The 12,124-nt window shown below is 68.6% G+C and carries 15 protein-coding genes; 8 read left to right on the forward strand and 7 right to left on the reverse strand.

Translation table 11 applies throughout. From position 1 onward, the window contains the following. Window positions 1-198: 198 nt before the first annotated feature. On the forward strand, window positions 199-591 hold the full coding sequence (locus QE454_RS09915) for a hypothetical protein (protein ID WP_210073763.1): 393 nt from the start codon (window positions 199-201) through the stop codon (window positions 589-591). An 84-nt stretch (window positions 592-675) separates the two neighbouring features. Here QE454_RS09915 and QE454_RS09920 read toward each other — a convergent pair whose 3' ends face one another. Both QE454_RS09920 and QE454_RS09925 read right to left on the reverse strand, forming a co-directional pair. Then, the gene (locus tag QE454_RS09920) at window positions 676-957 is read right to left on the reverse strand and encodes a hypothetical protein (RefSeq protein ID WP_210073765.1); all 282 of its coding nucleotides are present in this window, start codon (window positions 955-957) and stop codon (window positions 676-678) included. A 3-nt stretch (window positions 958-960) separates the two neighbouring features. Continuing rightward, a complete protein-coding gene (locus tag QE454_RS09925) occupies window positions 961-2,847 on the reverse strand; it encodes an amylosucrase (protein WP_373459388.1) in 1,887 nt (628 codons plus the stop codon). Between the two features lie 176 nt (window positions 2,848-3,023). Between QE454_RS09925 and QE454_RS09930 the strand changes: the two genes are divergently transcribed. After that, complete coding sequence (locus QE454_RS09930; protein WP_307455714.1) at window positions 3,024-3,962, forward strand: DMT family transporter; 939 nt, start codon at window positions 3,024-3,026, stop codon at window positions 3,960-3,962. A gap of 61 nt (window positions 3,963-4,023) precedes the next feature. On the opposite strand, the gene QE454_RS09935 is transcribed toward QE454_RS09930, so the two are convergent. Both QE454_RS09935 and msrB read right to left on the reverse strand, forming a co-directional pair. Further along, on the reverse strand, window positions 4,024-4,593 hold the full coding sequence (locus tag QE454_RS09935) for a nitroreductase family protein (RefSeq protein WP_267787618.1): 570 nt from the start codon (window positions 4,591-4,593) through the stop codon (window positions 4,024-4,026). Continuing rightward, window positions 4,590-4,997, reverse strand: a complete 408-nt coding sequence (msrB, locus tag QE454_RS09940; protein WP_103206243.1) for a peptide-methionine (R)-S-oxide reductase MsrB — start codon at window positions 4,995-4,997, stop codon at window positions 4,590-4,592. Before msrB ends, QE454_RS09935 begins: the two co-directional genes overlap by 4 nt. 71 nt (window positions 4,998-5,068) lie before the next feature. On the opposite strand from msrB, the gene QE454_RS09945 reads away from it, so the two are divergent. The 6 genes from QE454_RS09945 (at window position 5,069) to groL (ending at window position 9,081) form a co-directional block, all read left to right on the forward strand. Then, on the forward strand, window positions 5,069-5,815 hold the full coding sequence (locus QE454_RS09945) for a DUF2332 family protein (protein ID WP_309668617.1): 747 nt from the start codon (window positions 5,069-5,071) through the stop codon (window positions 5,813-5,815). Beyond that, window positions 5,737-6,042 (forward strand): DUF2332 family protein, encoded by a 306-nt coding sequence (locus tag QE454_RS09950; RefSeq protein ID WP_309668790.1) that lies wholly within the window; start codon window positions 5,737-5,739, stop codon window positions 6,040-6,042. The genes QE454_RS09945 and QE454_RS09950 overlap by 79 nt, the downstream gene beginning before the upstream one ends. A gap of 24 nt (window positions 6,043-6,066) precedes the next feature. After that, entirely contained in the window at window positions 6,067-6,321 is a 255-nt protein-coding gene (locus QE454_RS09955; RefSeq protein ID WP_210073773.1) for a DUF3263 domain-containing protein, read from the forward strand. Window positions 6,322-6,356: 35 nt separating this feature from the next. Next, window positions 6,357-6,959: a LytR C-terminal domain-containing protein gene (locus QE454_RS09960; RefSeq protein WP_307455708.1), complete on the forward strand. Its 603-nt coding sequence runs from the start codon at window positions 6,357-6,359 to the stop codon at window positions 6,957-6,959. A gap of 131 nt (window positions 6,960-7,090) precedes the next feature. Further along, window positions 7,091-7,291, forward strand: coding sequence for a cold-shock protein (locus QE454_RS09965; RefSeq protein ID WP_056229192.1), 201 nt, complete (start codon window positions 7,091-7,093; stop codon window positions 7,289-7,291). Between the two features lie 170 nt (window positions 7,292-7,461). After that, the gene (gene groL / locus QE454_RS09970) at window positions 7,462-9,081 is read left to right on the forward strand and encodes a chaperonin GroEL (RefSeq protein ID WP_307455706.1); all 1,620 of its coding nucleotides are present in this window, start codon (window positions 7,462-7,464) and stop codon (window positions 9,079-9,081) included. 75 nt (window positions 9,082-9,156) lie between these two features. On the opposite strand, the gene QE454_RS09975 is transcribed toward groL, so the two are convergent. The 3 genes from QE454_RS09975 to QE454_RS09985 all read right to left on the reverse strand — a co-directional run bounded on the left by QE454_RS09975 (window position 9,157) and on the right by QE454_RS09985 (window position 12,106). Beyond that, window positions 9,157-9,555 (reverse strand): GyrI-like domain-containing protein, encoded by a 399-nt coding sequence (locus tag QE454_RS09975; RefSeq protein WP_307455704.1) that lies wholly within the window; start codon window positions 9,553-9,555, stop codon window positions 9,157-9,159. 52 nt (window positions 9,556-9,607) lie between these two features. Further along, on the reverse strand, window positions 9,608-11,278 hold the full coding sequence (locus tag QE454_RS09980) for a cell wall metabolism sensor histidine kinase WalK (RefSeq protein WP_210074183.1): 1,671 nt from the start codon (window positions 11,276-11,278) through the stop codon (window positions 9,608-9,610). Between the two features lie 135 nt (window positions 11,279-11,413). Then, window positions 11,414-12,106, reverse strand: coding sequence for a response regulator transcription factor (locus QE454_RS09985; protein ID WP_055838218.1), 693 nt, complete (start codon window positions 12,104-12,106; stop codon window positions 11,414-11,416). Window positions 12,107-12,124 lie beyond the last annotated feature (18 nt).

A 12,124-nucleotide genomic window follows, 5' to 3' on the forward strand; every position in this document is an offset into this window, starting at 1 on the left:
CGGGACATTGCGGGTCGCCAGTTACCTTCTAATGCCAGGTCAAAGGGTTATTCTGGGTCATCACGGGATACGTTCTCGTGAATACGGGGGTTGCAGGTTCAAGTCCTGTAGCCGGCACCCTCTCTGGAAATACCCCCGCCCGCACGTGCGGCGTCCGCGTCTCACGGCACGCATCGGGCGAGGCCGTAGGCTCGCTGCGTGACTGACGAAGCCCTGGAGAACTCGCCGCCTCGACGATCCCGTGAGCAACTCGAAGCCTGGGTCGCGGAGTTCGAAGAAGAGGAACACTGCATCGCCGGCACCATCACGGTCGCCCCGCAGGAAGACGATGGTGGGGACGACACGGGTCTGGTGATCCTGAATCCGCGGAACGCCACCGAGTCGATCTTCATGCGACCCCGCAGCTACGACGATCCCGTCTGGGAGATCACGATGTCGGGGCGTCCGAACGAGCTCGTGATGTCGGTCCACGACATCGCCAGCTTCGCCGCCGAGCTCGTCATCGCCAGCAATCTCTGCACGTTCCTGCAGTGGAAGTCGCTCGAATGGGATCGCGAGAGCGGCCGGCGAGCCGACCGGCAGAGAGCGTGACGGGCGCGCACGCTTCGGCGACGTAGAGCGCCCCGCGAGGCGCTGCCCGTGCGCCGCAGCCCGCTGGCGCCTGCGGGAGAGGGATCACGGCAGCGCCTTCGCGAGCGCGACGAGGAACACCGCCGCCGCCACGATCAGCGCGAGCCCCGCGAGCAGTGCACCCGCGACGGCGACCCAGCGCAGCGGCCCGCGCCGGCGACTCCCATCCAGAGCGAAGAGCAACGCGCACACCGCGACGACGAGCACGAGCAGGTCGCCGATCAGTCCCGGCGGCGCCCACACCGATGTCGCGATCGCGACGATTCCCGCCGCTAACGCGCCCACGTGCCACGCGGGGCTGCATGCTCCAACGGGATCGTCGGACACGGCTCAGCGCATCCGCACGCGCAGCCACCGCGCGCCGTGGGGCGCGAGGGTGAGACCGGCGCCCAGCCAGACGGGCTGCGACGACACGAGGTCGAGGGCCTCCGGCGCCATTCCCGACAGGGTCAGCGCATCGATCTCTGCGGACGAGTCACCCACGTTCGCGAGCACGAGGACAGAGAATCCGTCGCCCGGGCGCAGGAACGACACGACGGACGCCGTGTTCGCTCCGAAGGCGATCAGCTCGTTGCCCGCGAACTCCGGCGTGGATCGGCGCACCTCTGTGAGACGCGACAGCCGCGAGTAGACGCGGCCGGCCGGGGTGCCGGCATCCGTTCGATCCTCGTAATTCTGCTCGGGACGGAAGGGGCGGTTCACCCAGCGGCTGTCGCCCGCTTCCTCCGGCCGCTCGGCGAACGAGTAGTCGTTGAGCTGGGCGACCTCGTCGCCGAGATAAAGCAGCGGGATGCCGCCGCTCGAGAGCGCCAGGGCGTGAGCGAGAACGACCCGGTCCTCCCCTCCGGCGTCACCCGCCTCGATACCCGCGAGCGACGCGGTGGTGCCCGTGACGCGGGCATCGCCCGTGCGCGGGTTCTCCTGGAACGGCACGCCGCGCGCGAACGATCCCTCGGCACGGCCGACGTAGAAGTCGTTGAGGAAGCGGCGGTGCGGGTAGCCGTCGATGCCGAGCTCGGCGGCATCCTCGTCGGCGAACGTCCAGCCGATGTCGTCGTGGCTGCGCACGTAGTTCACCCACGCGGTGCCGGCGGGCAGGGCGTGGCGGCGCTCGAGCGCCTGCTGCAGCAGTCGGCCGTCGCGAGTGGCGAGCGCCTCCCAGGTGAGGGCCATCTGCAGGGGGTTGTAGGAGATCTGGCATTGCTCCGGCGAGATGTACGAGATCACCTCGTCGGGGTGCACGATGGCCTCCGACTTGAAGAGCAGACCCGGAGCCGCCATACGCAGCACCGCGTTGAAGGCCTGCAGCAGCAGATGGGCTTCGGGCAGCGACTCGCAGGTCGTGCCGAGCTTCTTCCAGATGAAGGCCACGGCATCCATGCGGAGGATCTCGACGCCCTGGTTCGCGAGGAAGAGCATCTCCCCGGCCATCGCCTCGAAGACCGCGGGGTTGGCGTAGTTGAGATCCCACTGGAAGTGATAGAACGTCGCCCAGATCCAGCGTCCGTCGTCGAGCTGGACGAACGATCCCGGGTGGTCGTCGGGGAAGATCTCGCGCGTCGTCTGCTCGTAGGCGTCGGGCAGCTCGCGGTCGGGGTAGATCAGGTAGAAGTCCTCGTACCCCGCTTCACCCGCGACGGCCTTGCGCGCCCACTCGTGCTCGTTGCTCGTGTGGTTGAAGATGAAGTCGACCACGAGCGAGATTCCCGCCCGACGCAGATCGGTCGCGAGGGCCGCGAGCTCTTCCATCGTGCCGAGCGCCGGATTCACCCGGCGGTAGCTCGACACCGCGTAGCCGCCGTCGCTGTTGCCCTCGGGGCTCTCGAACAGCGGCATGAGGTGCAGGTACGTCAGGCCCAATTCGCGGAAGTACGGAATGGAATCCCGGATGCCGTTGAGCCCGCCCGCGTACCGATCGACGTAGCAGACACCACCCAGCATGCGCTCGCTCTCGAACCAGTCCGGCGCGCTCTCGCGCTCCCGGTCGAGGGCCTTCAGCGTGCGCGGGCGCGCCGTCCACGAGGTGCACGCGAGATCGAGGACGGATGCCAAGCGCTCGAGGCCGTCGGGTCGATCGCCGTAGAGCTGGGTGAAGAGGTCGTGCAGGCGGGGCAGATGCTGTTCGGCGTGCGCGAGGAACTCGCGGTCGGCGTCGGCCGCGCGGAGGTCGTCGATCAGGCGCGAGACGTCGTCGGGGCCGGGGTGGAGCTGGGTCACGGGTCACAGCCTGACGCATCCGGACCACCGCGGTCGACATCGACGTGCCGCGGGGAGCGAGGGGGTGAGTCGAGGGACGCGGGTCACCGCCCTTGCCTGCACGCGCCGATGGGGTCTGACGGCCCCGCGTCGTACGATCGACGGTGGCTCCCGCGCGGGGGCGCGAGGGGAGAGCCGTGGCGGAGCGGGGTTCAGTCGGACTGGCCGTCGGAGGAGCGGTGCTCATCGGCGCCCTCACCGCGCTCCAGGCGCGCATCAACGGCAGTCTCGGTGCGGAGCTGGGGGACGGTTTCGTCGCCGCCGCGATCTCGTTCAGTTCGGGCCTGCTCATCCTCATCGCGTTGTCGGCGCTGATCCCCGGCGGCCGACGCGGGTTCGGGCGTCTGGTCGGCGGCATCCGGTCTCGATCGATCCCGCCGTGGATGCTGCTGGGCGGTCTGCTCGGGGCGTTCACCGTCGCGAGCCAGGGCCTGACTGTGGCGACCATCGGCGTCGCGCTGTTCACCGTCGGGTTCGTCGCCGGGCAGACCACCGGTGGGCTCGTGCTCGACCGCATCGGGTACGGACCGGCCGGCGTCGTTCCGGTGACCGTTCGCCGTCTGATCGGTGCGCTACTGGCGATCGCCGGCGTCGTCGTCTGCTTGTCGGGGGACGCGCTCGGCGCGGTTCCCCCCTGGATGCTCGTCGTCCCCGTGATCGCGGGTGCGGGCGTGGCGTGGCAGCAGGGCACGAACGGACGTCTGCGCGTTCGCGTGGAAAGCCCGTTGACCGCGACGCTGGTCAATTTCATCGGCGGAACGGTGGTCCTGCTGATCGCCGCGGGCGTGCACGTCGCGGTCGTGGGGGCACCGCGCACCGTGCCGACCGAGCCGTGGCTCTACATCGGCGGGGCGGTGGGCGTGATCTACATCTTCTTGTCGTCGGTCGTGGTGCGCCGCACGGGTGTGCTGCTGCTCGGTCTCGGCTCGGTCGTGGGTCTTCTCGTGACCTCGGTGCTGCTCGACGCGCTGTGGCCTGCGCCGGCGGCCCCCTCGACCCTGGTGGCTCTGCTCGCCGCGACCGTGGCGATCGGCGGAGTGACCGTCGCCGCGGTCCCGTTCCGCCGCCGTCGCTGACGGCGGAAACGACGACGCCGCCGAGGACCGGAGTCCCGCGGCGGCGTCGAACGAGCAGGGGTCAGAGACGCGTCTCGTCGACCGAGCGCTTCTTCTTGCCTCCGGGCATGCGTGAGATGTGCTTGGCGGCATCCACGGTCTTGCGTCGCGTGGCGCGGGTGCGAGGGGGCTTGCCGCCGATGTAGAGCCACCCGAGCAGGACCTCGCCCTTGTCGAGCCCGTGCGCCTTGGCGAGCACCTTGCTGCGGGTCTTGTCGTCGGTGCGCCAGAACACGCCGAAGCCCGCTTCGTCGAGCACGAGGCTCAACATGTGGGCGACTCCGGATGCCACGGCCTCCTGCTCCCACGCGGGGATCTTCTTCGAGCGGAGGTTCGCCACCACCGCGATGATCAGCGGTGCGCGCCGGGGCTTCGACGACATCCCCTTCTTGCCATCCGCCTTGTTCAGCGCACGGGCCAGGATGTCGCGGTCGGCGCCGCGGATCTCGATGAGCCGCCAGGGCTTCAGACTCTTGTGGTCGGCGACGCGACCGGCCGCGGCGACGAACGCCTCGAGCTCGGGACCGGTGGGGGCGAGGTCGGTGACCTTCGACCACGACCGGCGGTCGCGCATCGCCTCGAGTGCGCTCATGCCTTGTCTTCGGGGGTGAAGTTGAGCGACAGCGAGTTCATGCAGTACCGGTCGCCGGTGGGCGTGCCGAAACCGTCGGGGAAGACGTGTCCCAGGTGAGAGCCGCAGTTGGCGCAGCGGACCTCGGTGCGCTGCATGCCGTGGCTGTTGTCTTCGATGAGTTCGACCGCCTCGGGGCGGACCGACTCGTAGAAGCTCGGCCACCCGCAGTGCGAGTCGAACTTGGTACCGCTCTGGAAAAGCTCGGCGTTGCAGGCGGCGCAGGTGTAGAGACCGGCACGGCTCTCGTCGAGCAGCTCACCGGTCCAGGCGCGCTCGGTACCCGCCTGGCGAAGCACCGCGTACTGCTCGGGGCTGAGTTCGGCGCGCCACTGGTCGTCGGACTTGTCGACGGCGTAGGTCATGTTCACTCTCCTTCTTCGGCTCTATTCTCTCGTGCCCGGCAGCGGTCAGGTCGTGACGGCATAATCTCCGGGTGACCCAGGATGCCGTGACCGCCGTCGTCGATCGTTATCGGCGTTTCTCCGAGGACGAGGCTCCCGGTCGTTCGGCGGTGTACGCGAACTGGGCGGAGCGTGTCGCGGACGACACCGCGGTGGCTGCCGCCCTCGCGAGGATCCCCGAGACGCGACGACAGCCGCCGCTGGTGTTCGCCGTGATGCGTCTGCTCGGCGCGCCCCTCGACGACGTCGATGCGTGGGCTTCATGGGTCACGGCCCACGCTGACGCCATCGTCGAGGAATGCGGTCGCCGGAGCGTGCAGACCAACGAGCCCCTCCGCTGCGCGGCCCTGCTCCCCGCCCTCGCTCTGATCGAGGGGCCGATCGCCCTGCTCGAGGTGGGGGTGAGCGCGGGGCTCTGCCTCTATCCCGATCGGTACTCGTACCGCTATCACCGCGAAGAGATCGTCGCGGTCGACCCCGTCGACGGCCCGAGTCGCGTGGTTCTCGACAGTGACCTCCAGGGGCACCCCGACCTGCACATGCCGCAGATCGTCTGGCGTGCGGGCATCGACCTCAGCCCCCTCGACGCCCGCCGCGCGCAGGACCGCGACTGGCTCACCGGCCTCGTCTGGCCGGGGGAGAGGAGGGGCGTCTCGAACGCATCGAGGGGGCGCTCGACATCGCGGCGGCCGACCCGCCTCTGCTCGTCGCGGGCGACGGCGCCGAGGCCCTCCCCACGCTCGCCGCCCAGGCTCCGGCCGGGGCGACCCTGGTCGTGACCACTCCGGGCGTGCTCGCTCACGTGCCCCGGGGGCACCGCGCCGCCGTGATCGATGCCGCTCGGGCGGCAGGCAGGTGGATCACCCTCGACGCGCCCGGCCTGCACGACGGCTGGACGCGGCGCCCCGAGCCCGTGCGGGGCGGATTCGCGCTCGCTCTCGATGGAGAGGTGCTCGCGGAGGTCGACCCTCTCGGGGCGTGGGTGGCGTGGCATCCGGGATCGTGAGCGATGGCGCAGTAGCGTAACGGCGTGCCTCTGTCGGACCGTGACCTCGCCTTCCTCGCTTTCGAGGGCCAGTGGCGCCGTCACGCGGGCGCGAAAGAAGAGGCCATCCGCGCGGAGTTCTCGATGACGCCTGCCCGGTATTACCAGCTGCTCGGGCGCTTGATCGACACCCCCGAGGCGCTCGCACACGATCCGATGCTCGTGCGCCGGTTGCGGCGGCGGCGCGATGACGCGGCGGATCAGCACCGCGCTCGTCTCGGCCGGACGGCGGCCCGCTGACGGGCTCGCCTCGACGCGACCGATAGCATCGTCCAATGGCCAGATCGACCTTCCCTCGGGATCGCTTCGACGACCTGCCGACTGAATCCGGCCGCGTCGGCGCTCACCGGGCCGAGAACCCCCGTCTGCGCGGATGGATCGTGTTCCTGTGGGCGGCCATCGCCACCCTCTTGCTGATCATCGCCGGCATCTTCGCGACGCTCCTGGTCTCGGGGCGTATCTCGCTCGGTTCCGACGCTGCGCCGAGCCCGACCGTCTCGGTCGAGCCGACCATCCCGGCCGTCGTCGACACGTCGTACTCGGTGGTCGTGCTCAACGGCACTCCCGACAACGGCCTCGCGGCCTCCGTTCGCGATCAGATCGTGGCCGCGGGCTGGAGCGGCGACAACGTCGAGACCGGCAACTCCGACAGCACCGATTTCGCCGACACCACGATCTACTACCGCCTCGAGAGCGACGCGGCCGCGGCCGAGGGCCTGGCCCAGACGATCGGCGGTGCGCAGATCGCGCAGAGCGACTTCCTGCAGCCGACGGACGACCCGAACACCCCGGCCGACGAGAGCGACGTCAAGCGTCTGATCGTCGTGATCGGCCTCGACCGCGCGAGCGGTCAGCCCTCCGCTTCTCCCTCCTCCTGAGTCCGCGAGCGCCGCGTGTTTCCGCGGCGTAACAACTTGGATGCACGCGCGTCAACAATGCTCCGGAACCCCGATTCCGCGGCATCCTCCGTGCTTACGATGACCTCGTCGTTCAGCAACAGGAGATTCGCATGACGCAGGGCACTGTCAAATGGTTCAACGCCGAGAAGGGCTTCGGCTTCATCACCGTCGATGACGGGCAGGACGTCTTCGTCCACTACTCGAGCATCGAGATGTCGGGTTTCCGTGTCCTCGAAGAGGGACAGGCCGTCGAGTTCACCGTCGGCACCGGTCAGAAGGGCCCTCAGGCGGAGTCCGTTCGCCTGGCCTGAGCTCTGGCGAGAACGCCGCGGCATCCGACTTCCGGATGCCGCGGCGTTCGGCGTTTGCGGGGCGGCTCGTGGCTTGCACTCCCTAGGGGCGAGTGCCAGAATGAATTAGCACTCGCTTTCGTCGAGTGCCAAAATCTGCAAGTCACCCGTCCGGGAGGGACGACACACTTATGGCAAAGATCATCGCTTTCGACGAAGAGGCCCGGCGCGGTCTCGAGCGCGGCCTCAACACTCTCGCCGACGCCGTCAAGGTGACCCTGGGCCCCCGCGGTCGCAACGTCGTGCTCGAGAAGAAGTGGGGCGCCCCCACGATCACGAACGACGGTGTCTCGATCGCCAAGGAGATCGAGCTCGACGACCCGTACGAGAAGATCGGCGCCGAGCTGGTCAAGGAGGTCGCCAAGAAGACCGACGACGTCGCGGGTGACGGCACCACCACCGCCACCGTTCTCGCCCAGGCGCTCGTGCGCGAGGGCCTGCGCAACGTCGCCGCCGGCGCCGACCCCATCTCGCTCAAGAAGGGCATCGAGAAGGCCGTCAAGGCCGTCACCGACGAGCTCCTCGCCTCCGCCAAGGAGGTCGAGTCGAAGGAGCAGATCGGCGCGACCGCGTCGATCTCCGCCGCCGACCCCGCGATCGGCGAGCTCATCGCCGAGGCCATCGACAAGGTGGGCAAGGAAGGCGTCGTCACCGTCGAGGAGTCGAACACCTTCGGCACCGAGCTCGAGCTCACCGAGGGCATGCGCTTCGACAAGGGGTACATCAACCCCTACTTCGTCACCGACCCCGAGCGTCAGGAAGCGGTCTTCGAAGACCCCTACATCCTGATCGCCAACCAGAAGATCTCCAACATCAAGGACCTTCTTCCGATCGTCGACAAGGTGATCCAGGAGGGCAAGGAGCTCCTCATCATCGCCGAGGACGTCGAGGGCGAAGCGCTCGCGACCCTGGTGCTGAACAAGATCCGCGGCATCTTCAAGTCGGTCGCCGTCAAGGCTCCCGGCTTCGGCGACCGTCGCAAGGCACAGCTGCAGGACATCGCGATCCTCACCGGCGGCCAGGTCATCACCGAAGAGGTGGGCCTCAAGCTCGAGAACGCGACCGTCGACCTGCTCGGCCGTGCGCGCAAGGTCATCATCACCAAGGACGAGACCACGATCGTCGAGGGTGCCGGCGAGTCGGAGCTGATCGAGGGTCGCGTGACCCAGATCCGCCGCGAGATCGAGAACACCGACAGCGACTACGACCGCGAGAAGCTCCAGGAGCGCCTCGCGAAGCTCGCCGGTGGCGTCGCCGTCATCAAGGCCGGAGCCGCGACCGAGGTCGAGCTCAAGGAGCGCAAGCACCGCATCGAAGACGCCGTGCGCAACGCCAAGGCCGCCGTGGAAGAGGGTGTCGTCGCCGGTGGTGGCGTCGCGCTCATCCAGGCCGGCAAGAACGCTCTCGCGAACCTCGAGCTCACGGGTGACGAGGCCACGGGCGCGAACATCGTGCGCGTCGCCATCGAGGCCCCGCTCAAGCAGATCGCGCTCAACGCCGGTCTCGAGCCCGGCGTCGTCGCGAACAAGGTCGCCGAGCTGCCCGTGGGCCACGGCCTCAACGCCGCGACCGGCGAGTACGGTGACCTGTTCGCACAGGGCATCATCGACCCCGCCAAGGTGACCCGTTCGGCTCTGCAGAACGCCGCCTCGATCGCCGGCCTCTTCCTCACCACCGAGGTCGTCGTCGCCGACAAGCCCGAGAAGGTCGCCGCTCCCGCGGGCGACCCGACCGGTGGCATGGACTTCTGATCCCCGCCTAGGCAACACACGGAACGCCCCCTCCTCCGGGAGGGGGCGTTCTGCGTGCTGCGGACGTGGCCGCTGTCAGTTCAGCGGGCGGCAGACGTCGGTGACCAGAGCGTCACCCGGTACGCGGTCGGGGGTGGTCAGGTAGACGTTGAAGACGCGCGAGGCGAGAGTGTCGTCGCCGCGCGGGCTCAAGCCGTCTTCCACGAGGCGGGCGTTGATCATGTCGTGCGCCTGTGCGATCTGCTCGTACGGGCCCGTCACACGTGCGACGAGGCAGTCGCGGGGAGGCAGCTCGATCACGGTGAGAGGGGCGTCCACCGTCGTCCCGGGGGCGACGGGCACGAAGATCGACAGATCGACATCGTGCTCGACGTACTGGTCGTCGTGCTCGATGACGCCGCAGGCTCCGATCGGTGCGATCGACCGCTCGGCGAGGAGAGGCATGAGGCGGCCCCAGAGCTCCCCCTCGGCCATGAAGCCATCGTGTCCTCTCACATCGTGTGAGGGTCAAGCGTCGGGGCGCCCGTCACGTCTGCGCGTCGGGCCGGTACCCCTCGGGCAGGCGTTCGAGCGGCTGCGTCTCGATGAGCGCGTGCTCCTGGGCGTCGCGGCGATCGGCGAGGGGGAGGGAGACGCGGAAGGTCGCTCCGCCCCCGGGGGTATCGCGCACATCGACCGTGCCGTGCAGCAGATCGACGATGGATGCCACGATCGACAGGCCGAGACCCGAGCCGCCGGTCTCGCGGGTGCGCGAGGTGTCGGCGCGCCAGAAGCGCTGGAAGATCTGCTCGCGGATCTGCTCCGGCACCCCCTCGCCGTGGTCGATGATCTCGATCCATCCCATGTCGGACTCGCCGTCGACGCCGACGCGCAGCCCGATGGGGGAGTCCTCGGCGGTGAAACGCCGCGCGTTGCCGAGCAGGTTCGCCACGACCTGACGCACCTTGTTCTCGTCGCCCATGACGACGGGGGCGAGGCGCGGCACGGGACGGACCACGCCGATCGGTGTGGCCGGGGTTCCATCCGCAGGAGTGGATGCCGCCAACTCGGTGCCGTCCTTCGATCGGCGCCGAAGCCGCGAGAGGGTGGCGCCCGCTATCGCCATCGCCGAGGTGGTGGGAGCGGTGCGACGGCGACCGTTCCCGTTCGCGGGCTTGCCTCCGGCGTCCAGGAGCGGGTCGAGGGTGATGGTGGGAAGGATCAGCTCGTCGCGCGAGGTGGCGTCGTCGACCGTGACCTCACGCTGGGGCGAGGTCACCCGCAGGTCGAGGGCGGCGTCGCGCGCGATCGGGCGCAGGTCGAGGGCGGTGATGGTGACGTCACGGCGCTCGTCGAGGCGGGCGAGCGCGAGGAGGTCCTCGACCAGGGCCCCCATGCGGATCGCCTCTTTCTCGATACGCTCCATCGACTGCGCGACATCCTCGTCGGAGCGGATCGCCCCCATGCGGTACAACTCCGCATAGCCGCGCATCGTGACGAGGGGTGTGCGAAGTTCGTGGCTGGCGTCGCCGATGAAGCGACGCATCTGCCGCACGGTGGCATCCCGTTGTCCGAGGGCGCCGTCGATGCGGGCGAGCATCGCGTTGATGGCGGTCTTGAGCCGGCCCACCTCGGTGTCGGGGACGATGTCCGTCAGACGCTGGCTGAAGTCACCGGCCGCGATGTCCATGGCCGTCGTCTCCACCTGGCGGAGATTGCGGAACGCGAGGGTGACGAGCCACCGGGTCAGCAAGGCCGTGGCGATGAGGATCAGCAGCGCGACGAAGGCGTAGATGCCGATGTAGGCGGCCACGATCCGGTCGGTCGGGGCGAGCGGCTGGATCACCATCTGCGTGTAGACCCCGGGGTTTCCGGGCACCTGCAGCACCCCCACCCGGGCGACGAAGTGCTGACCGGACTCGGGCGACTCGAGTTCGATGCGGCGATCGATCTGGCTGTAGGTCTGCTCGACCGTGAAGGTGGGAGGGATGTCGGGCAGAGCGGTCGTCGACGTGCCGTTGTAGAACGCCTCGCGCTGTCCGTCGGGACCGTACACGACGACCATCGACCCGATCTGCGGGGCGTTCTCCACCTGCGAGAAGACGACCCGCCCGTCGACGGGAGCCGTGGTGAAGATGCTGTTCGCGATACTGCCGGCGGCCTGCTGCGCGAGCTGCTCGTCGAGGTTGTTCACCAGGGTGGTGCGCAAGAACACCATGGTCCCGATGCCCGCGGTGAACAGCCCGATCGCGAGCAACGCGACGGTGACGCCGGTGACTTTGGTGCGCAGGCTCAGCCCGCGCCACCAGCGCGTGAGCGAATCGTCGGAGTGCGACAGGAGCGAGCCTTTCGCTCAGGCGGTCTTGCCCGACTTCAGCATGTAGCCGAAGCCGCGCTTGGTCTGGATGAGCGGCTCCGAGGAGTGCGGATCGATCTTGCGGCGCAGGTACGAGATGTAGCTCTCGACGATCCCCGCGTCGCCGTTGAAGTCGTACTCCCACACGTGGTCGAGGATCTGCGCCTTCGAGAGCACCCGGTTGGGGTTGAGCATGAGGTAGCGCAGGAGCTTGAACTCGGTCGGGCTCAGGTCGATCGAGACGTCTCCGACGCTGACGTCGTGGGTGTCTTGATCCATCGTCAGTTCGCCGGTGCGGATGATCGACTCTTCGTCGGCCTGCATCGTGCGGCGCAGGATCGCCTGGATGCGGGCGACGATCTCGTCCAAGCTGAACGGCTTGGTGACGTAGTCGTCGCCACCCGCGTTGAGCCCCATGATCTTGTCTTCGGTCTCGTCCTTCGCGGTGAGGAACAGGATCGGTGCGGTGTAGCCGGCGCCGCGCAGCCGCTTGGTGACGCTGAACCCGTTCATGTCGGGGAGCATCACGTCGAGCACGATGAGGTCGGGTTCCTCCTCGAGCACGGCTGAGATCGTCTGCGCGCCGTTGGCCACGGCTCGCACCTGGAAACCGGCGAAGCGCAGGCTCGTGATGAGCAGGTCGCGGATGTTCGGTTCGTCGTCCACGACGAGGATGCGAGGAGCTGTCATGCCCTCATTATCGTGATC

Origin of the sequence: Microbacterium sp. SORGH_AS_0454 (assembly GCF_031453395.1) — a bacterium.
Lineage (GTDB): Bacteria > Actinomycetota > Actinomycetes > Actinomycetales > Microbacteriaceae > Microbacterium.